The 21,342-nt window shown below is 41.3% G+C and carries 21 protein-coding genes and 1 other annotated feature; of the genes, 3 read left to right on the forward strand and 18 right to left on the reverse strand.

Features of this window, described 5'->3' with window-relative positions; all coding sequences use genetic code 11:
- From JVX94_RS08905 to JVX94_RS08920, 4 genes are all read right to left on the reverse strand, one after another.
- Complete coding sequence (locus tag JVX94_RS08905) at window positions 1-1,080, reverse strand: ABC transporter ATP-binding protein (protein WP_024425042.1); 1,080 nt, start codon at window positions 1,078-1,080, stop codon at window positions 1-3.
- 12 nt (window positions 1,081-1,092) lie between these two features.
- Window positions 1,093-2,010: an ABC transporter permease gene (locus JVX94_RS08910; protein WP_076840864.1), complete on the reverse strand. Its 918-nt coding sequence runs from the start codon at window positions 2,008-2,010 to the stop codon at window positions 1,093-1,095.
- A 3-nt stretch (window positions 2,011-2,013) separates the two neighbouring features.
- The gene (locus JVX94_RS08915) at window positions 2,014-2,958 is read right to left on the reverse strand and encodes an ABC transporter permease (RefSeq protein ID WP_205185333.1); all 945 of its coding nucleotides are present in this window, start codon (window positions 2,956-2,958) and stop codon (window positions 2,014-2,016) included.
- Window positions 2,959-3,074: 116 nt separating this feature from the next.
- Window positions 3,075-4,706 (reverse strand): peptide ABC transporter substrate-binding protein, encoded by a 1,632-nt coding sequence (locus JVX94_RS08920; RefSeq protein WP_076840862.1) that lies wholly within the window; start codon window positions 4,704-4,706, stop codon window positions 3,075-3,077.
- Window positions 4,707-5,188: 482 nt separating this feature from the next.
- Window positions 5,189-5,408: a binding site (T-box leader), on the forward strand.
- A gap of 53 nt (window positions 5,409-5,461) precedes the next feature.
- Between JVX94_RS08920 and trpS the strand changes: the two genes are divergently transcribed.
- Window positions 5,462-6,457 (forward strand): tryptophan--tRNA ligase, encoded by a 996-nt coding sequence (trpS, locus tag JVX94_RS08925; RefSeq protein ID WP_048238480.1) that lies wholly within the window; start codon window positions 5,462-5,464, stop codon window positions 6,455-6,457.
- A 32-nt stretch (window positions 6,458-6,489) separates the two neighbouring features.
- On the opposite strand, the gene JVX94_RS08930 is transcribed toward trpS, so the two are convergent.
- The 9 genes from JVX94_RS08930 to JVX94_RS08970 form a co-directional block, all read right to left on the reverse strand.
- A complete protein-coding gene (locus JVX94_RS08930; RefSeq protein WP_048238479.1) occupies window positions 6,490-7,242 on the reverse strand; it encodes a YjbA family protein in 753 nt (250 codons plus the stop codon).
- Between the two features lie 157 nt (window positions 7,243-7,399).
- Window positions 7,400-8,299 (reverse strand): oligopeptide ABC transporter permease, encoded by a 900-nt coding sequence (gene opp4C / locus JVX94_RS08935; RefSeq protein ID WP_144471498.1) that lies wholly within the window; start codon window positions 8,297-8,299, stop codon window positions 7,400-7,402.
- Window positions 8,300-8,332: 33 nt separating this feature from the next.
- Window positions 8,333-9,283: an ABC transporter permease gene (locus JVX94_RS08940; RefSeq protein WP_034621771.1), complete on the reverse strand. Its 951-nt coding sequence runs from the start codon at window positions 9,281-9,283 to the stop codon at window positions 8,333-8,335.
- A gap of 227 nt (window positions 9,284-9,510) precedes the next feature.
- Window positions 9,511-11,145: a peptide-binding protein gene (locus JVX94_RS08945; RefSeq protein ID WP_205185334.1), complete on the reverse strand. Its 1,635-nt coding sequence runs from the start codon at window positions 11,143-11,145 to the stop codon at window positions 9,511-9,513.
- A gap of 85 nt (window positions 11,146-11,230) precedes the next feature.
- Window positions 11,231-12,253 carry an ABC transporter ATP-binding protein gene (locus JVX94_RS08950; RefSeq protein WP_205185336.1) on the reverse strand — a complete coding sequence of 341 codons (1,023 nt, stop codon included), beginning with the start codon at window positions 12,251-12,253 and terminating at the stop codon, window positions 11,231-11,233.
- Entirely contained in the window at window positions 12,250-13,230 is a 981-nt protein-coding gene (locus tag JVX94_RS08955) for an ABC transporter ATP-binding protein (protein WP_205185338.1), read from the reverse strand. Before JVX94_RS08955 ends, JVX94_RS08950 begins: the two co-directional genes overlap by 4 nt.
- A gap of 149 nt (window positions 13,231-13,379) precedes the next feature.
- A complete protein-coding gene (locus JVX94_RS08960; RefSeq protein ID WP_095408191.1) occupies window positions 13,380-14,183 on the reverse strand; it encodes a DUF2268 domain-containing putative Zn-dependent protease in 804 nt (267 codons plus the stop codon).
- A 77-nt stretch (window positions 14,184-14,260) separates the two neighbouring features.
- On the reverse strand, window positions 14,261-15,502 hold the full coding sequence (gene fabF / locus JVX94_RS08965; RefSeq protein ID WP_034282078.1) for a beta-ketoacyl-ACP synthase II: 1,242 nt from the start codon (window positions 15,500-15,502) through the stop codon (window positions 14,261-14,263).
- Between the two features lie 21 nt (window positions 15,503-15,523).
- Complete coding sequence (locus JVX94_RS08970; RefSeq protein ID WP_095408190.1) at window positions 15,524-16,462, reverse strand: beta-ketoacyl-ACP synthase III; 939 nt, start codon at window positions 16,460-16,462, stop codon at window positions 15,524-15,526.
- Window positions 16,463-16,633: 171 nt separating this feature from the next.
- On the opposite strand from JVX94_RS08970, the gene JVX94_RS08975 reads away from it, so the two are divergent.
- On the forward strand, window positions 16,634-16,867 hold the full coding sequence (locus JVX94_RS08975) for a hypothetical protein (protein ID WP_144470147.1): 234 nt from the start codon (window positions 16,634-16,636) through the stop codon (window positions 16,865-16,867).
- Window positions 16,868-16,877: 10 nt separating this feature from the next.
- Here the strand turns inward: JVX94_RS08975 and JVX94_RS08980 are convergent, their stop codons facing one another.
- From JVX94_RS08980 to JVX94_RS08995, 4 genes are all read right to left on the reverse strand, one after another.
- Complete coding sequence (locus JVX94_RS08980) at window positions 16,878-17,075, reverse strand: ComZ family protein (protein ID WP_024425054.1); 198 nt, start codon at window positions 17,073-17,075, stop codon at window positions 16,878-16,880.
- Window positions 17,076-17,087: 12 nt separating this feature from the next.
- Window positions 17,088-18,050 carry a BMP family ABC transporter substrate-binding protein gene (locus JVX94_RS08985; protein ID WP_048238469.1) on the reverse strand — a complete coding sequence of 321 codons (963 nt, stop codon included), beginning with the start codon at window positions 18,048-18,050 and terminating at the stop codon, window positions 17,088-17,090.
- 91 nt (window positions 18,051-18,141) lie between these two features.
- Window positions 18,142-18,717 (reverse strand): nad binding enzyme, encoded by a 576-nt coding sequence (locus JVX94_RS08990; protein WP_205185340.1) that lies wholly within the window; start codon window positions 18,715-18,717, stop codon window positions 18,142-18,144.
- A 73-nt stretch (window positions 18,718-18,790) separates the two neighbouring features.
- Window positions 18,791-19,531: a hypothetical protein gene (locus JVX94_RS08995; protein WP_205185342.1), complete on the reverse strand. Its 741-nt coding sequence runs from the start codon at window positions 19,529-19,531 to the stop codon at window positions 18,791-18,793.
- A 212-nt stretch (window positions 19,532-19,743) separates the two neighbouring features.
- Here JVX94_RS08995 and JVX94_RS09000 point away from each other — a divergent pair, with 212 nt between their 5' ends.
- Complete coding sequence (locus JVX94_RS09000; RefSeq protein WP_003211779.1) at window positions 19,744-19,938, forward strand: YjzD family protein; 195 nt, start codon at window positions 19,744-19,746, stop codon at window positions 19,936-19,938.
- Window positions 19,939-20,052: 114 nt separating this feature from the next.
- On the opposite strand, the gene JVX94_RS09005 is transcribed toward JVX94_RS09000, so the two are convergent.
- A complete protein-coding gene (locus JVX94_RS09005; RefSeq protein ID WP_144470143.1) occupies window positions 20,053-21,318 on the reverse strand; it encodes an MFS transporter in 1,266 nt (421 codons plus the stop codon).
- Between the last annotated feature and the right edge of the window lie 24 nt (window positions 21,319-21,342).

The following is a 21,342-nucleotide window of genomic DNA, read 5'->3' on the forward strand; positions in this document are numbered from 1 at the left end:
CTATTCACCCTCTTTTACTAATACAGGTTTTTCGTAGCTACCTTCTAGTTCACGCATCCTCGCCTTTACAGAAGCAGGCGGTTCAACTTTAGGTGCATTCGGATGAAGTAGCCATGATTTCACATAATGCGTATCTGATACTTTGAACATTGGCGGTTCTTGTTCGAAGTCAATTTTCATTGCATAATCGCTGCGGAGTGCAAATGCATCTCCTTTCGGCGGGTTTGTCAGATCTGGCGGTGTTCCTGGAATTGCAGTCAGCTTTCCTTCATCTCCGCCATCTGTATCCAGGCTTGGCATTGATGCTAAAAGTCCCCATGTATACGGATGCTTTGGATTGTAGAAAATTTCATCAACAGTCCCTGTCTCCACAATCTGTCCTGCATACATAACTGCTACACGATCAGCGACGTTGGCAACAACACCTAGATCATGCGTAATAAAGATAATCGAAGTGTCGACCTTTTGCTGAATTTCTTTCATTAATTCTAAAATTTGCGCCTGAATCGTTACATCAAGTGCAGTCGTCGGCTCATCGGCAATCAACAGCTTTGGATCTGCAGCAAGCGCCATCGCAATGACAACCCTTTGTCTCATTCCGCCACTAAATTCGTGCGGGTATTGTTTAATTCTTTTTTCAGGCATTGGAATTCCTACAAGCTCCAATAGTTCAATGGCTCTTTTTTCAGCCGCTTCTTTTGAAATTTGTTCATGTTTGAACAGCACTTCTGTAATTTGTTTCCCGACTTTCATCGTTGGATTCAAAGACGTCATCGGATCTTGAAAGATCATTGAGATGTCTTTTCCTCGAATGGTTTGCATTTGTTTCTCGGTTTTCTTAACAATATCTTGCCCATCAAACAGGATCTGTCCGCGCTTGAAATAACCCGGCGGCATCGGAATTAATCTCATGATGGCTTGTGATGTCACACTTTTACCAGAGCCAGATTCACCTACAATAGCAAGTGTCTCGCCTTTATTTAAGTGGAAGTTCACACCACGAATGGCTTGAACCTCTCCACCATATGTTTTAAATGAGATTGCAAGGTCTTTCACCTCTAGAATACGTTCACGTTCCATCCTAATCACTCCTTATTTACGCAACTTCGGATCTAAAGCGTCTCTTAGTCCGTCTCCAACCACGTTAAAACCAAACATTGTAATACAGATAAATGCGGCTGGGAACCATAATCTCCACGGGTAGTAAGTCATTGCTGGAATCCCGTCTGACGCCATCGTTCCCCAACTTGCTAATGGCTGAGGCACACCAAGCCCTAGGTAACTTAAGAATGCTTCCGTGAAAATAGCAGAAGGAATCGTTAATGTCATCGTCACAAGAATTGGTCCCATTGAGTTAGGAATTAAGTGTTTAAATAAAAGTCTAGATGTTTTCGCACCTAATGTTTGTGCTGCAAGAACGTATTCTTGACTCTTTAATTGTAAAACCTGGCCCCGAACAATACGTGCCATGTTAATCCAGCCTACGACTGTCATGGCGAGGATAATCGTTAATAATCCTTTTGGCAGAACAACCATCATTAAGATAACCATTAATAGTGTTGGAATTGCCCATAAAACGTCTGCGATACGCATCATCACTTCATCTGTACGGCCGCCTTTGAACGCAGCAATACTTCCCCAGATAATACCGATGATCACGTCAAGGACCGCTGCAGCAAGACCGATGAAGATCGAAATTCTTGCCCCGACCCATGTACGGACAAACATGTCACGTCCTAAATCATCTGTACCGAACCAGTGCTCTTTTGAAGGCGGCTGGTCCGCATTCAGCAAATCAGTCGTGGAGTAATCATATTTAGAAAACATCGGAACAAAGATGGCCAGCATCACAATAATAAAAATGATTGTGAGTCCAACCATTGCAAGTTTATTGGCACGGAAGCGAAGCATGGCATCCTTCCATAAAGATAGACTAGGTTTAGTAATTTTTTCAGATTCTGCTGCGTCAGCTGTCGCAGGCACAAATAAATCTTTTCTCATCTCTTCCATGTGTTAGACCCCTTTCTTCGCCTTCGTCAGTTTAATTCTAGGATCGATAATACCGTAGAGAACGTCAACGACTAGAATACTGACTAATAGAATAATACTGTAGAAGACTGTAACACCCATGATGACGGTGTAATCACGGTTTGTAATGCTTGTGACAAAGTGAGAGCCTAATCCAGGGATACCAAAAATCTTCTCAACGACAAAACTGCCTGTTAAAACTGAAGCAGCCATTGGTCCCATGTATGTGATAACAGGTAACAATGCGTTTCGGATGGCGTGTTTGATCGTCACAGCAGATTTTGTTAATCCTTTCGCTCTAGCCGTTCTAATGTAGTCACTATTTAGTACTTCAAGCATACTTGACCGTGCAAGTCTAGCGATAAATGCCATTGGCATGAAGGAAAGTGCAATAGAAGGTAGTACGGTGCTGGCCCAAGACTCCCATCCTGCAACTGGGAAAATCGCTAAAAAGCTTGCCTCAGATGCAAAAACATATTGTAGTAGCGCTGCTAAAATAAAACTTGGAACTGAAATTCCAAATATCGTTAAAATGGCAATCGTATAGTCTTGCCACTTGTTGTGATAGAGCGCTGCAAGGACCCCAAACAATACACCAAATGCTAATGCGAGGAGAATTGCCTCAATTCCGAGGGTAAAGGAAACGGGGAATCCAGAACTGATTAAGTCATTTACAGTTTGTCCTTTATATTTAAATGAGGGACCAAAATCTAATGTTGCAACTGAACCTAGGTAGCTTACATATTGAACAAATAAGGGCTTGTCCAATCCGTAGTGCTCGTTTAGGTTTGCTTCAATTTCAGCAGGAAGTTTCTTCTCACCAGAGAATGGACCACCAGGTGCTGCCTGCATGAGAAAGAAAGTTGCAGTTACAATAACAAACAGTGTGATTAAAATATATATTAATCGCTTACCGATATATTTAAGCAACGGAATTGCACCTCCATGATTTTACAACAATTTCTCTAATCAGCAAGAAAGGTATATGGAGAGACATCCTCCATATACCTTAAGATCCTTGCCGTAGATCTCTTACACTATAACTATTACTTTTCGAAATGTGCCCATTTGTATTGAGCATCACCAAGACCAGATACAACTACACCTTTTAGTTTTGGATCTTGTACCCAAAGCTGAGTATAGAAGTAGATTGGTGCTACAGGCATATCGTTGATGAGAATTTCTTCTGCTTTTTTCAGCATTTCTTCACGCTTTGTTTTATCTGTTTCTTTTGCAGAATCATTCAACAATTGTTTATATTCCTTGCTTTCCCATCCAGTGTCGTTGTTCCCACCGTCTTTATCTTTGTAAAGCTCAAGGAAGTTCACTGGATCGTTAAAGTCACCTAACCAGCCCATACGTCCGATTTGGTAATCGCCACTGTGAAGTTTATCGATATAAACATTCCACTCAGAGTTATCAAGTTCTACTTTTAATCCTAAGTCTTTCTTCCACATTTCTTGAATTGCTTGTGCAATCTTTTGGTGGGCTTCATCTGTGTTGTAAGACAATTTCAATGTTGGAAGATCAGAAACTGACTTATAGCCTAATTCTTTTGCACCTTTTTCAAGGAGATCTTTTGCTGCTGTTACATCATGATCTTTGAAGTAGCCAGTTTTGTTGCCCTCGAAACCTTCCATTGTTGGAGGAACGATTGCCATGGCAGGAACTTGTTCACCTTGCGTAATTTTGTCAACGATCGCTTGACGGTTAATTGAGTATGCAAGTGCCTTACGGATGTTTACATTGTTTAAAGGTTTTACTTCAGTGTTGAATTTATAGTTATAAACACCTGCGATCGTTTGAATTTTTAGACCGCCATCTTTTTTCAATTTTTGTAGAGACTCAGTTGGAAGGTTTCCAGTTGGAGAACCAGCCCAGTCAAGCTCGCCTTTTTGGAACATGCTAAGCTCAGTGTTCGTATCTTTGATCATAGACATGTTGATCTTTTTCAATTTCACAGTATCTTTATCCCAGTAATCGTTGTTCTTTTCAAGCGTGATAGAACCGCCATGTTTCCATTTAGATAGAACGAATGGTCCGTTAGATACGTAGTTTTCACCAGCATTCGTGTACCAGTTTTTATTCTTTTCAGCCACTTTTTTGTTGACTGGCATATAAGTATAGAATGCAGTTAGTTCAGTAAAGAACGGTGTTGGGTTCTCTAGCTCTACTACAAGCGTTTTGTCGTCTTTAGCTTTAATGCCAACATCAGCAACTTTCGCTTTCCCTTTATTCGCTGCTTCAGCACCTTTAATATAGTAAAGCTGGTAAGCATATTGAGATTCATTTTTAGGATCTAATGCCCATTTCCAAGCATATTCGAAATCTTCTGCTTTTACAGGGTCACCATTAGACCATTTTGCATCACGAAGTGTGAATGTATAAGTTTTACCATCAGCACTTGTTTTGATATCAGAAGCCATTGCGTTTTCTGGCTTTCCTTCAGCGTTAATTCTTGTTAACCCTTCAAAAGTCTGACGGATGACACTACCTGAAGTTGAATCATTTGCCAATCCCGGATGTAGAGAAAAAGGCTCAGTGGAGATATTCACATTTAATGTTGTTTTAGCCTCTCCAGAACTGCTGTCGCCTGATTTGTTTCCGCTGAAACCACAAGCGCTTAATACAAGTGTGAAAATAAGCATTAAAGTAACAACAGACCAACGCTTTTTCAACTGTATTCCCCCTTATAATATGTTTTTAGTTCAAAGGTCTCGATAGAAGATGAGATTCAGATTTAAGAAATAGCGTAAAAAAGTCCCTAAATAGCTTACTTTCTATTTCTTTTGTTTTTTCTGAATTTTCACTATGTAAAGAGCCTAGCACAAACGTGTGAACAAATTCATTATAATGAATAGAATAATTTATTGCAATATTAATCTCATATATTTTTTAAAAACGTAAATGGGGATAAAGAGGGATTTTTATAAACTAAAGTCTCAATCACTTCAACAAATTAAAGCGTAAATTGATTAAAATAATTTAACAAATTCAGCAGGAATAATGTTTTATACATATAATTAATCATCCTTTTTTAAAAAATTCTGACAGATATTTGGTGTTTTATCTAAAATTTTAAGTGTCAATAGGCATGATGAGAAGGTCACATAATGGCTTCGTGACTTTTTCATGGTCATCCTTTATAATAGATAGACATATTGTTGCGATGAAAAAGAAGAGTACATATATTCACCATTTACAGAGAGTCTGCGGCCGGTGTGAGCAGATAATGGCATGTATGGAATGGGCTTTGGAGCAGCTAACCGAACACTTCTAAAAAGTGAGTAGGCTTAGACGGAGCAGTCTCCGTTATCAACGTCTTGAGTGATTTCTATGTGAAATAACAAGGGTGGTACCACGGTTCATTCGTCCCTTTTCTGTTGAAAAGTGATGGGTGGGCCTTTTTATATTGAAGAAAAGAGGTTTTAGTATGACAAAGAAGACAATTTTTTCAGGCATTCAGCCGAGCGGTTCAGTGACATTAGGGAACTATATTGGAGCAATGAAGCAATTTGTCGATTTGCAGCATGACTATAATGGCTATTTTTGTGTCGTCGATCAGCATGCGATTACGGTGAGTCAGGACCGATTAGCTCTCCGCCAAAATATTAGAAGCTTAGCAGCTCTTTATTTAGCTGTTGGACTTGATCCAGAGAAGGCGACATTGTTTATCCAATCAGAGGTACCTGCTCACGCCCAGGCAGGATGGATGCTGCAATGTGTTGCTTATATTGGGGAATTAGAAAGAATGACCCAATTTAAGGACAAATCCGCTGGTAAGGAAGCCGTTGTTTCAGGCCTATTAACGTATCCCCCATTAATGGCTGGCGATATTTTATTATATGGTACTGATTTAGTCCCTGTTGGAGAAGACCAAAAGCAGCATCTTGAATTGACTAGAACGCTTGCTGAACGCTTTAACCGAAAGTACAATGACATCTTCACTGTACCTGAAGTGAAAATTCCAAAAGAAGGCGCGCGGATTATGTCTTTAGCAGATCCAACGAAAAAGATGAGCAAATCTGATCCGAACCAAAAATCCTTCATTACCTTATTGGATGAACCAAAGCAGCTTGAAAAGAAAATCAAAAGTGCTGTGACGGATTCAGAAGGCATCGTCAAGTATGACAAAGAGAACAAGCCTGGAATTGCCAACTTGCTGACAATTTATTCTGTATTAGGCAACATATCGATTGCAGAGCTTGAACAAAAGTATGAAGGCAAAGGGTATGGTGAGTTTAAGGGAGATCTTGCGAACGTTGTCGTTGATGCTTTAAAACCAATTCAAGATCGTTACTATGAACTCATTGAATCAGACGAGCTTGACCGTATTCTAGACGAAGGTGCTGAAAAAGCAAACCGCGCAGCGAACAAAATGCTGAAAAAAATGGAGAATGCGATGGGTCTTGGCAGAAAACGCAAATAAAAAAAGCTTGCAGCACTTGCTGCAGGCTTTTTCTAATTTACTTTTGATTCGTTTTCCATTTCCCAAAGCTTTTCGAAAAAAGGCTGTCCTTTAATCATTTTTTCACAGAAGGCTAAATGATTCTCTGACCATCCATCAATGGTTTCATTGTAAAGCATGTTCCAAATCTCTTCGAATGACATTCGTTTGATTTGGTTGTACATGCGCGGGTTCCATTCCGTATACCAATACGCAATTTCCGCCCTGTTTTGGAGCCCTTTTAATTGATCGAGCGCCATAAACATCAGCTGCTTCAGCTGTCTTTCTTTTCTCGTTAATCCGCTGATATGCTGCGGCGGCAGTGATAGAATGTGATACTCCTTCGTCGATTCAAGGCTTTCCTTAGAGAATTCATATTCCTCTGCCTTCACATCTTTCACCATTTCATACACCAACTGCTCCTGCCTTGGGATCAAGCGGCTTTTTCTCACAGGTATGGAATACCCAATCGTATCCACGGCAATGATTCGTATGCCGTCTGTGACCACAAAGCAATACTCTAATTTACGGCGTTCATGATTTTTTCGAATATATGATTTCTCAAATACAGACTCTAGCAGCGTCTTCGGCAGCTCTGAAAGATCATTTTCTATGTAATCAAACAAAGGACTCTGCACCTTAAGTAAAGGCACTTGATCTAACAGCTCAACGCTGTCCTCCTTGCGCCACTCATGAAAATGACACACATTGTAGCCATTTTCTTCCCCTTCAAACCAATTCACCCATACGTCATGAAGAAATAACATAACCAATCCCTCACTTTATAAAAACTGTTGTCCACAGTATGGGCAAGGGATAGAGAAATTATTCCAACTTTATCAAAACTTCAAGCTGAGCGAATGATGGCTTCGTGTCTTTATTTCATTCAGGAAACGGAGAGCGCACGCAGAGCCCCTTTAAACTTTACTTCAGTTTTTTAGGATCAAGCGCATCTCTCAGCCCATCTCCTAAAAAATTAAAGCATAAAACAGTCAGTAAAATGAGTAATCCTGGGAAAAGCGGATACCACCATGCTTGCACCATAATCGAGAAATTTTGTGCATCTTGGAGCATGTTGCCCCAGCTTGCCGTTGGCGGCTGAATACCAAAGCCAAGGTAGCTGAGCGTTGATTCAGCTAAAATGACGGAGCCTACTTTTAATGTAGCTGACACAATAATAGGACCGATACAGTTCGGTAAAATATGCGAAAAGATGATGACATGATTTTTCGTTCCAATGGTTCTTGCTGCGAGTACGAATTCTCTTGTTCGAAGTGATAAGAATTCACTGCGGATGAGTCTGGCCGTTGTTGTCCAGCCTGTCAAAGCAAAGATTAAAATCAATTTATCAATGCCCGGTTTGAAAATGGTGACGAGCGTGATCAATAGAAAAATGTCTGGAATCGACAACACGACATCCACAAACCTCATTAACAAGGAATCAACAAACCCTTTGAAATACCCCGCGACCGCTCCAACGACAGTGCCAATGGTGATTGCACCGACCACTGAGACGAAACCGACCAATAAAGAGACCCGCGCGCCATATAGCACCCTTGAGAAAATATCGCGGCCAAACTTGTCAGTACCCATAAAATGCTCAGCACTTGGCGGCTGAAGCCGCTTCAATAAATCTTGATGCTCTGGTGCATATGGAGCGATCACTGGAGCGAAAATGGCAGAAAAGATAATGATCAATAAGATCATAGAGCCGGCAACCGCCAATTTATTTTTGAAAAATTTCTCACAAAACAAACGCAGCATCGTCTCTGGCTTTGGCGGAAGGCCCTCCTTTAATTTGATATCAACAGGAGGTGTTCCCATATTAGGCTGTGCCAATTGTGCTTCAGCTCCCTTCTAATATTCAATACGCGGATCAACGATCGCATATAAAATATCCGCTATTAAATTTCCAACCACTACAAGCACTGCAGAGATAACGGTCATTGCCATAATGACTGGATAATCTCTCGAAAAGGCAGAATCAATGAACAGCTTTCCAAGTCCAGGCCATGTGAAGATTTGTTCCACCACGACTGCGCCGCCAATAAAGGATGGTATCATCAATCCGAAAATCGTTATGACAGGCATAAGACCGTTTCTTAAACCATGCTTAAAAATGACTTTGTTTTCTCTAAAGCCTTTCGCTCTTGCTGTGCGAATGTAATCCTGTCTCATGACATCAAGCATACTCGACCTTGTGTACCGGGTCAGCCCCGCCATATCAGCCGTTGCTAAAACAAAGGCTGGTAAAATGATGTGATGGAGCCGGTCAAACACATTAAAATCGGCATTCAAGGTAGAGACTCCGCCAGTTGGAAACCACCCTAAGTTCACGGATAAAACCATAATGAGGATGAGGCCAAACCAAAAGTTTGGAATAGCCAGTCCGATAAAAGATGTAACCGTAATGCCATAGTCAAGCTTTGTATACGGGCGTTTTGCTGAAAGAACACCAAATGGGATGGCGATCAGCAGGGCAACTAATGTAGAAAAGATCATGAGGATGAGGGTATTTGGCAGCCGGGCAAAGATCAAATCAGCCACGGGCGTTCCCTTTTTGACAATGGATGTGCCAAAGTCACCTTGAAGCATATTGCCAAGCCATTTCATATATTGCACATATTCAGGATCGTTCAAGCCGTACTTATCAATAAAGGCTTCCCGGTCTGCCGCACTAATGGTAGGGTCCATCATGAGTGACATCGGATCGCCTGGTGCTGCTTTCATTATGGCAAAGGACAAAATGGTAATCCCCAATAAGATGGGAATCGAGAGCAATGTCCTTCTAATGATATATGTAACCATATGCACAACTCCTTTTTCATCGGATCGCCATTCTGTGAAAAAAAGGCCAAAATGATGTTATTTTAGCCTTTTGTCTTCTTTTCAGCGTGATATGAAAACCCTTGAATCCTCGTGCTGATGCGGAGCGAACAAAATGATCTTTTTAGCACCCGCAAAGAACTGGCACCGAATGCAAGGGATTGTTCTCACGGTGAAAGGGGAGAATTCTCCCCTTCTTCACTAGCAGTCTACTGTTCAAGCCACCATTTTTCGATTTTGTAATACTCATCTTTCGGGTGGTAAGAGTAGCCTTGGAGATTAGATGGCATAGCGCGATGTGAGTTGGCATAATAAAGGAACGTATACGGCTGATCTTCTGCGATCAGTTTATAAATTTTTTCATACGCCTTTGAATATTCTTTTCGGTCGCTTAATTTTTTAGCATCAACTAACAGCTTATCGACCTCTTTATTTTTATACCAGATGTTATTTAAGCCTTTTTCAGACTGGCTTGAGTGGAAGATGCTGAATTGATCAGGGAATGTCGCAAGGCTCCAGCCGAGCAGCAGCGCATCATAATCCCATTTAGGCGGTGTCGTCTGCTCAATGAGTGCACTGAATTCCACAATTTGCGGCTTCGCTTCCACACCAATTTCTTTGAGCTGCTGCTGGACAACGACAGCGATATCCTCGCGAACTTTATTTCCTTGGTTGGTCTTTATGACAAAGGAGAATTTCTTGCCATCCTTATCAAGATAGCCGTCTCCATCTGTATCCTCCCAGCCCTCTTCTTTCAGCATCTTTTTCGCTTTTTCTTGATCAAATTCAAACACTGGAACACTTTCATCCTTTGGATAGTTCCAGGACAGCGGACTTTCTGGAATGTTGGCTACTTTGCCGTCTCCATCTAGCACTTGGTCAACAATCGTTTGACGATCAATGGCATGCGTCAGCGCTTGGCGGACTTTTTTACTCTTAAAAAGTTCATTTTTCTGGTTCCAGCCAATGTATGAATAATTCAGGCCTAAGTCAGATTCAATTTTAATGTTGCTGACTTTTTCAGCTGTTTGCAGCTCCGCTCCTGGTACAGCAAAGAAATCAATATCGCCTGCTGACAGCTGAGCAATGGCTGCATTTTGATCAGGAATCGTTTTAATCGTGACGGTATCAAGGTATGGGCGTCCATCCCAATAATCGTCAAAGGCTTCTAGTTTGACGTAGTCTCCTTCTTTCCATTCTGCAAATTTAAATGGACCTGAACCGATTGGTTTTTTTCGGTTAAATTCGTTTTCACCGAGATCTTTTACAGGCACATCACCTAAAATATGCTTAGGTAAAATACCATAGCTTCCTAATGTGACATTATAAAAATAAGGATCCTTTTTATTGAGCTTGAATTCGATCGAGTAGTCCCCTGTCTTCTTAACAGACTCTAATACTTCAAAGCCTGATCCGCGCTCCCCATTGTAGTCCTTATTGATTGGAATGCTGTATGTAAACACAACATCATCAGCAGTCAGTTCTTCACCATCATGAAACTTCACACCTTTTCTAATGGTGACATCAAACTGCTTGCCGTCATCAGATTCTTTAATATCCTCTGCCAGCGATAGCTGAGGGTTGAGCTTTCCATCTGTTTGAAGTAAGAAGCTGTAGATTCTTTCCTCAATATCAGAGCTTGCCACATCTGTAGAATACAGCGAGTTAAATAATGTTGGCTCTGCAATGGAGCCGATGACAAGATCTCCGCCTTGTACAGGTTTACCAGTGGATTTCTTTTCACTGTCTCCAGACGTTTTATTTCCACCAGAACAAGCAGCAAGGATTAATGTAAAAATCAGCAGTAAACTGACCAAAATGGACTTTCTATTTCTACCTTTCATAGACAATTCCCCCTATTCTTTTTTAAAAATAATGACAGAATCCTGTGTCATCCCCCCTCTCAAAGATGAGATCATACAAGCTTGATCAAGCGTTGTAGAGGTGGCAGGCAACAAAGTGGTTCGTTTTTAATTCTTGAAATGCAGGTACTTTTTCTTTACAGATTTCTTTCGCATGTGGGCATCTTGTGTGAAATACGCAGCCTTTTGGCGGATTCGCAGGACTCGGCAGGTCACCTTGCAGCATAATGCGTTCTCTTTTCGCCTGCCCTTTTTTACGGGTGACGGGAACAGAAGAAAGCAGAGCCTGTGTATACGGATGGAGCGGTTCGTCGTACAGACTGTGCTTATCGGCAAGCTCCATCATTTTGCCGAGATACATGACACCGACTCTATCGCTAATATGCCTGACCACACTTAAATCGTGAGAGATAAATAGATAGGTAAGACTAAATTCCTCCTGAAGCCCCTCCATCAGATTAATGACCTGCGCCTGAATGGATACATCAAGTGCTGATACAGGCTCATCTGCGATGATCATGTCGGGATTCATGGCAAGCGCACGAGCGATGCCGATTCGCTGCCTCTGCCCGCCTGAAAATTCATGGGGATATCGGTTCGCAAAACTTGGATGAAGACCTACCTTTGATAAAAGCTGTTCTACTTTTTCATTTCTTTCTTTTAAGGAATATAAGTGATGTGTTTTGTAGGGTTCTTTGATGATGCTTCGAAGTGTTTTTCTAGGGTTGAGTGATGCAAAGGGATCTTGAAAAACCATTTGGATGTTTTTTCGTGTAGATTGTCTTAGTTTTGATTCTGATACGCGCGTGATGTCTTGCCCTTTAAAAAAGATTTGACCGTCAGTTGGTTCATATAGGCGGATCATTGTCCGGCCTAATGTGGATTTCCCGCATCCTGACTCACCGACAATGCCTAACGTTTCACCTTTATAAATCTTCAAGTCTATGCCGTCAACAGCTTTCACTGCACCGACTTTCTTCTGAAAGACGCCCGCTTTAATCGGAAAATGTTTTCGAATCTGTTTCAGTTCAAGGATCGTTTCTTTCTCTGGTAATTCCGTTATTTGTGATTGATTTTGAGCAAGGGTCATGTTTGGTCTGCCTCCTCATATAAGAAACATCTGACGCTTCTGCCATCTTCAAATGTTCTCAGCTTAGGCAGTTCTCCCAAGCAGCGTTCCTTCACTTGCGGACATCTAGGAGCAAAGCGGCAGCCGGCTGGAAGCTGATCTGGCGCAGGAACATTCCCTTTGATCGCTGTTAACGGCTGTATGTCTCCGTCAATGACAGGAATTGATTCAAGCAGCCCTTCTGTATAAGGATGAAGCGGCTGTTCAAACAATTCTTCGACGGTCCCATTTTCAACAACCTGTCCGCAGTACATGACAATCACTCGATCTGCAACTTCAGATACGACGCCTAAATCATGTGTGATAAGAAGAATAGATGTACCAAAGGTAGAGCATAAATCTTTCATTAATGTGAGTACCTGGGCTTGAATGGTTACATCTAGGGCAGTTGTCGGTTCATCTGCAATGAGAAGCTTCGGATCACAGCTTAGCGCAATGGCAATCATCACTCTTTGCCGCATGCCGCCTGATAAACGGTGCGGATAATCTTTGATGATTTGCTCCGGACGGGAAAAACCAACAAGCTTCAGCAGATCAACCGCTTTTTTGACCGCTTCTTTTTTTGAAAGTTTTTTGTGATAGATGAGGATTTCTGTTATTTGTTCTCCGATGGTTAAGACGGGATTTAGTGAGGTCATGGGTTCCTGAAAGATCATAGATACATCATTACCGCGGATGCTGCATAATTCCTTTTCACTATATGTAACAAGGTCCTTTCCATCAAGTTTGATGGAACCATCCATAATTTTCCCGCCTGTTCCATGAATCAGACCCATAATGGATAAGGACGTAATGCTTTTGCCAGACCCAGACTCACCGACTAATGCGACAGTTTCTCCTCTATTGATGCTGAAATCAACGCCATCAACAGCAGGTATCGGTTCCTTTTTTCGAAAAAAATAAGTTTTTAAGTTTTGCACTTCAAGCAGCGTGCTCATTCATTCGCCCCTTTCTTCATAGATCAATAGAATTGAACCTGAATATTCCGTCTTTTTAAAATAAAAAGAATTATTTGTATATTATTACATCGTCATGACGAAATCAAGAAGTATTTAGTAAATTTGTAATATGTCTCTTTTTATGCGAATTATTCACTTTGCGATTCTATCGCCTTTAAAAAAGTTTCTGCTGGCTCTGCAATCATCGACTCCTCGCTGATTCGGTGCTCATTGAAATACTTTTTCACGATATAAAACCCAGTGGCGTAACCAAGCATTTTAGGGTAGTTCCCTTTTCCATAAAGAAGATTCTGTATCAGCCTTTCGTCGTCCTGGACTTTTTGATCTAGATGACCAGATACCCATTTCTTGTACATGCGCTGAAGCTGAGCTTCGCTATAGAAGGTGGTCCATTTCGCTGTATAGCTTTCTCCATATCTATGATACACAGCATATTCAGCGAGCCCCTCCATCATGATTGTATCGAGGAATGTAAAGTCTTTTTCTTCTTTTGAGAGAAAATGCAGCCTGCATACATGGTGATATTCATGAGTCAGCAATGTACCGATTCGCTCCTTCGGGGTATTTGGAGACAAAAAAAGAAAGACCTTGTCATCAAATGCCATGCCGGATTGATAATAAAATTGCTCTCTGATTTCTCTGCTGCTCTCGTTGACAGGCAAAATAAACACAGGAATGTCTGGACCTTCCCACTGTTTTTGAAGCGTTTGATATTCTTTCATGACAAGTTTGAAGTACCCTTTTTCCTTGAGCTTGTCGATCATGTCTTTGCACGAGCTCCAAGACCGAACCATCCCGTGATGCTGCAGGTGAGCGAGGATAGACGACCATTCTTTTTCCTCAGCCCCTTTAAAATAAGGAACAAAGCGCGCCGCAAGCTCCTGAAATGATGATGATTGATGAATGAGATATTGTGTATTGATCAGACCCATACCGCTGAACACCTCCATTTTCATCATATGCAAAAAAGCGGCGATCTGTTTATCGATCGCCGCTTTCTCAGGAAGTATTACGCTTCGTATTTTTTGAAAATAATTGTCGCATTATGCCCGCCAAAACCAAGTGAGTTACTTAAAGCCACTTGTACTTCTTTTGAACGTGCTTCATTTGCTACATAATCAAGATCACATTCTTCATCCGGTGTTTCAAGATTAATGGTTGGAGGAAGGACGCTGTCTTTAATCGCAAGAACAGAGAAAATCGCTTCTACTCCGCCTGCTGCGCCAAGTAAGTGACCTGTCATTGATTTTGTCGAACTGATCGCAAGCTGGTTCGCATGCTCTCCGAACACTTCTTTAATCGCCATTGTTTCAAATTTATCATTGTAAGGTGTGCTTGTACCGTGGGCATTGATATAATCAATGTCTTCCACAGACAAACCTGCATCTCGAATCGCTTCTTTCATTGCACGGACGCCGCCTTCACCGTTTGGAGCTGGTGCTGTAATATGGTAGGCATCACCAGTTGAACCATAACCAACGATTTCTGCATAAATGGTCGCACCACGTTTTAACGCATGCTCAAGTTCTTCAAGAACAATAATCCCTGCACCCTCACCCATGACAAATCCGTCACGGTTTTTGTCAAATGGACGGCTTGCTGTTTTTGGATCAGGATTTGTCGAAAGGGCTTTGTTCGCACAGAAGCCTGCAAACGACATTTTTGTTAACGGAGCTTCTGTTCCGCCCGTGATCATCGCATCTGCATCTCCGCGCTGAATGACTTTAAATGCATCACCAATTGAGTTTGTACCTGTTGCACATGCTGTCACTGTACAAGAGTTAACCCCTTTTGCGCCAAGTGCAATAGAGATTTGACCTGTCGCCATATCAGGAATCATCATTGGGACGAAGAATGGACTTACGCGTCTTGCCCCTTTATTTGAATACACTTCGAACTGCTCTTCAAATGTTTCAAGTCCGCCAATACCAGACCCAACCCATACACCAACACGCGGTGCGATTTCATCTGTGATTTCAAGACGTGAATCTTCCAGCGCCTTTTGAGCAGCAACGACTGCATATTGCGTAAAGCGTGCCATTTTTCGCGCTTCTTTTTTCTCCATGTAATCTTCAATGTTAAAATCTTTTAGTTCTGCAGCTACTTTTGCGGTATATTCACTTGAATCGACACGTGTGATCGGCCCAACCCCTGATACACCCGCTAAAGCATTTTTCCATGTTGACTCTACATCGTTGCCAAGTGGTGTCAAAGCACCTAATCCTGTAACAACTACTCGTTTCTTATCCATTAATTTGTGCACCCCACTCTTTTATCGGCCCCATCGCATAGCGATTGCGCCCCAAGTTAATCCGCCACCAAAACCAACCATTACAATCACATCGCCGTCATGAATTTTTCCGGCTTCGATTTCTTCACATAGTGAAATTGGAATAGAAGCTGCTGATGTGTTTCCATATTTATGGACAGTCTTCGACATTTTTTCAACTGGAAGCTCTAAGCGTTCGCGTGCTGCTTCCATAATGCGAATATTTGCTTGATGCGGGATCAAGAAATCAACGTCTTCTTTTGATAGTCCAGCTTTTTCAATGACGTTTACACTTGACTCGCCCATTTGTCTTACAGCAAATTTAAATACTTCTCGTCCATTCATGATTGTATGATCTTTTTCATCTAAGTACAAGTGCTTCCCGCCTCTTCCATCTGCTCCAAGTTCAAATGATAGAATTCCTTTGCCTTCGCTGACTTCTCCCAGCACAGCAGCTCCAGCTCCATCTCCAAACAAAACAGCTGTATTGCGGTCATCCCAGTCGGTAATGCGAGAAAGCTTTTCTACACCGACAACAAGCACGTGTTTGTAAGTTCCTGATTCGATAAATTGTTTTCCAGTAACAAGCCCATACATAAAGCCAGCACACGCAGCGCTAATATCCATTGCACATGCTTTATGTGCACCGAGCTGTTCTTGAATCATACAAGCGACTGTCGGAAATGCTTGATCTGGCGTGACTGTCGCCACAAGAATCATATCGATATCTTCTGCAGCCACATCTGCTTCAGCTAATGCTTTTTTTGCAGCAGCAAGCGCCATATGAGATGTATTGACATCATCAGATGCAATTCTTCTTTCTTCTATACCTGTTCTAGTACGAATCCACTCGTCAGAAGTTTCAACCATTTTTTCTAAATCATGATTTGTTAATACTTTTTCAGGTATATAGCGGCCAAGGCCAATAATTCCAGCATTCATTGAATAAGACTCCTTTTACTCATACGAGCATGTGATATTGTGATCTTATATTAGTATCTGGTACTAATTTTACCTTATTTTTTTCTTCTTGGCAATACAAACGTCTAACCTTTCCTCTCACTTTTTTCATAGATTAATGATATATACCAATAGTAGAAAGGAACATGTGATATGGCGCAAAAAGATGTTTTCTCAGCAATGATGTTTGGACAGCCGATTGAAAAAGAGAAAAGCAAGACAGAAGCAAAGGAGGAACGCGTGGAGACATCTTCAAGTGGTGATTCAATTGACTACATGCATGTCATGAATCAAATTGGGAACATTATGAACTCCATTGATGAGCTGAAGCCTGTGTTTAAAGATGTTGGTCCTATGATTAGTGCTTTTAAGAAAAAATTATCATAAAAAAAAGCCACTATTCTGTGGCTTTTTCTGATTCTGCATCCGCTTTTCCAAGCTCGTATGCTTCCTGCATGACAGATGTAAATAATGTTAGAAGCGGCTGAAGTGCTTCAGGCTCAAGCTGAATCCCTGCTTTATCTAACTCTTCCTTCGCCTGCGGAAAATACTTCATGGCAATTTGTAAAAATTCCATCGATTTTTCGTGCTGCATGTCGTCGTCTCCTCACTTTTCATTTGGCAGTTTGCCTGTTTTTTTGTAAGACGCAATATCACTTTCAATATCTTTCACAAAAGCGTCGTCAATGGTGGAGCTAAATTTCCCCATTTCGATCACTCCTTCTTTAAAATCAAAGGAGTATTCACCTTGTTCATTTAGCTTGCCTTCATTAAACTTCTTTGCAATGATACTGTACGCTTTATCAACATGCTGTACAGTGCTCGTTAAAACCGTATGGCTGCCGAGGTTGGATTGATCGGTGACATACCCGATCGCTGATAAATTATCGGCTTTGATTTGTTCAATGACAGGGATATTATAACCATCACCTGCTGGATACACAACATCTACGCCCTGCTTTTTTAATTTTTGATAGAGCTCCACCGCTTTATCAGCATCATCCCAGTTTTCAACAAACTCCGCTAACACTTGTACATGTTCATCTTGATATTTTGCCCCTTTGATAAAGCCGTCTACTTCACTTTGCCAATCATATGTAGCAAGAATACCAATCTTTTTTGTTTTTGACATATGTGCAGCTGTCATGCCTCCGAAAAAGCCCATCGCTTCACCTTTAAACGTCACGTTTGTGACATTGTCCGCCTGAGGCTTGTTTCCATTGACCGTAATAAATTGTATGTTTGGATAATCTTCACTGATCAAGTTGAAAATTTCACTGTATTCATTGCCATGGCCAATAATCAAATTGACTCCTTTTTTATGGAATTCTTCAATGGCATCAACGATTTTCTCCTTGTCGACCATTCCTTCCTTATAATAAACATCTACACCAAATGTTGATTGGATACTTAATAAGCCTTTATAACCTTTCGTTCCCCAAACTTGATCATTAATCGTATCGGGGACGAGTAAACCCACCTTCTCAATTTTTCCTTTTAAAGGAGCCTGCGAGCAGGCAGATAATAGAAGAAGGAACGAAAAGATCATGACAAGCCGCTGGTACTTCATGCCATGTTCAACTCCCTTTTGCAACATGCAGTGATGAACCTGTATGTTAAATATAGGTTTATTTTATACTGAAAAAAGATAAGATGGAAGATCATTCTTGCTTTTTGTCGAAAAATGTTGAGTTTTGTCTTTTCCATTCAGCAATCATGTCTTCTGCCTGTTTGTCATCTGTTTGACTTTCTACCTTCAATTCATACGTCATGTCCTGTCTTTGATCTGTTTCAAATGCCCATTGTAACAAGTCCTTTGCCACATCTTCTACAAAAAGTGAATCCGCACGCTTTGTTTGATCTTCATTGAGTGTCCATGGCCCGAACATGCGAGGAAGAATAACTGCCGGTACATTCTGTTTCGCTGATTCGTGTTCAGGTTTTTCATAAAGAATCCGGTACATGCCATGTGTTGCTTTGATGTCTTCCTGCCTGTTATGCGGTTCCTCTGACTGAATAAAAATGAGGTCATACGTGTCTTTGCTATCTTGAAGGTCAATGACTCGAACGAGATCATTTCTGCCTAGCCACATCATCCGCTCTTCTAACAGTCCCTTTTGTTCTTCTTTCAGATCATGAGGACGCGAGATATCCACTTGAATGCCCTCTTTCATCATATATTCACAAAGTGTCAGGCCAAAAAACTCATCTGCCCCTATGATCAGTCCTGTTTCCATGTTCATGTCCCCTTTTTTAATATCGAATAAAAAGAAGAGCCCTTTCTATGAAGGGCTGTTATCATCCTATTCATCACAATTCTCTTTCATGCGATTTATAAAACTTGTGAATGGATTGAAAGATTCTTCTCGGATGATCAAACATATGCAGCGTGAGATCAATCTGACAATGTTCTGGATTTTTCATATGCTGATCAATAAAAGGCTTTGCGTGAAGTTCATATGCATAAGGTGCGCCGTTTAGTCTTTGCCATATATGAATCGGTACATGAGCAGAATGAACAGGGCAAGAAGGCAGTGGATACGTTTCAGCTTCCTTTTCAGAGCAGCCATAGCTCTCTGCTAACTCTTTGATCAGCTGCTTATAAAAAAATTTGTGTTCCTTTTCTCTTACTCGTTGTGCACCCAGATTAAGACATGGATTCACCATCGCAATGGACCTTAGCACTTCAGGCATCTCCTCAGCAAGGCTCATGGCAACAAGGGCGCCCATTCCCTCTGCGAGCACATGAATTTCCCGGTTTAATATTTCGTGTTTTAGTGTGTGATGCACAAGCTGCTTAGCACTAAAGACAGCATCTTCGCATCCCCAGTGATTCCCATGAAGATGACTATTAAACAATGTATATCCTTCATCCTTTAAGGCAGTTAAAAGCTGGTTTCTTCCATAATGCTGAAGCCAGAATGATGTATTTTCCTGCACAAAGTGATTTCGGTCACCGAGGATTAGAATGCCAAAGCCATTTGGTTTTTGAGGAAGGTGAATGATGTTCCACTGGGAACCAAGCTGAAAAAAACGTTCGCTTACACCCATATGGCCAGCCTCCTTTCAGTGATTCTGCTTTCTATGATATGAACAACAACTCTTGTAGGAATAAGGAAATCCCCTAAAGACAGAAGAATTCTTTTTATTTTTATAGCAGAAGGTCTCAAAATGGTCACATAAAGGCGGAAAACAGTCTTTTCCCTTCACTTGCATCTATGGTATGATAATCAATAGATTGTTACATAAAGGACGGTGGGATTATGCATTATATTATCACCCTCATTTGGACTTTTCTGCTGACACATATGGCTGGTTACATCGTTGCCTCTATGAATGGAGCTGCTTATGATTTTACGCTGACTTCCATTCTTGCAGTTGTGTTTACGGTTATTTTATTCATCTTTGCTGAAGTAAGTCCAATGAAAGAAACGGAAAGTTCAACAAAACACTCTTAATATGACTTGTGAAAAAGAGCTAAATTGATGTTTAGCTCTTTTTTCTTTTTCAGCTTGATTGAAAAGCGGCACGCTAAAACCCCCTGCCTTCAACATACAGGGGGTTTTTATTGTTTACACATCGACGGTTTCAGACTTCTGTTTTTCTTGAGTCAAATGGCTTTTCGCAAGCCCTGTAAACAGGAAGATCGCGATACCTGATAATATCTCAAGGATTCCTCCGCCGGCAATGACAGGTCCCGCTCCAAATCTTTCTGCGAGGACGCCTGATACGACAGCTGCAAGCGGGAGAAAGACATTTGATGATGCGTTGATCACAGCATATACTTGCGGCTGATCCTCTTGGTCAACAGACGTTTGAATAATGACCATTTCCGGTACATTGATCGCACTGACAGCAGCTCCAAAAATAAAGGAAGCAAGCAGAACGACTGGCAGCCATGTACTCATCCCTGTCATAAAGAACGCAGCCCCTTCAATCATGCCGGCGACAATAAAGAACAAACCAAATCTCTTAATTTTCACCTTTGCCAGAGCAAAGCCCATCATAAACGCACCAACTGCGGCAACGCCTCTTAAAATGGAATACACCATGGAGTCGCTTTGCAGTGCTTCTGCTACGTATACCGCTGATAGTGCCTGCCACGGAGCTGCTGCGACATTCATTAAGATACAATAGAGCGTGAGCGCAAATAAAATGTGATGGTTTTTGACAACGAGAAACCCTCTTTTTAGGTTATAAAAATATGTATTCTTCGCTTGTTTAATGCCTGCTGCTTTTTGTTCATCGGTTTTCTTTAGTTTGACCCCGATAATAAACAGGCCAGAAATGACAAATAAAGCAGTGGTGATCAGCAAGGTATCAGCAGGTCCAATTAATTTAACCAAAAGACCAGCCACCATGACTGCTGCAAGTGCGACAATCTCAAAAGAAGATTGCAGGATCGCATTTGCTTTTTGAATGAGATGCTTTGGAACAATCTGCGGCAAGATGGCCACAGAAGCTGGATTATACGCTGCACCTGTTGCCGATTGAATAACCATTAATGAGATCAATAACCATAGAGGCAATAGATGCGAAAAGTGCAGAAGTGGAATAATGAGTACAATTGTTGCTCGAACAACATCTGAAGCGAACATCCATTTAGACAAATGGTGCTTTTTCATAAGAGGTCCTAAAATTGGGGCTAACAAAGATGAAGGGAGAACCGTTACTGCTAGAAGAAGTCCTGTACCGAGCGCTCCATCCCCTCTTAAAATCAATAGCCAAAGGACGGATGTAAAAGCAAAACTTTCTCCTGTGTTTTTAATGAGTCTTGATATGAATAATGAGGTGAAGCGTTTATTCCAAACACTTTCACTGAGATTCATCTTTTCCATCACACAAATCCTTTCAAAAATATA

Source organism: Bacillus sp. PDNC022, assembly GCF_016919285.1.
In the GTDB taxonomy this organism is placed as follows: domain Bacteria; phylum Bacillota; class Bacilli; order Bacillales; family Bacillaceae; genus Bacillus; species Bacillus safensis.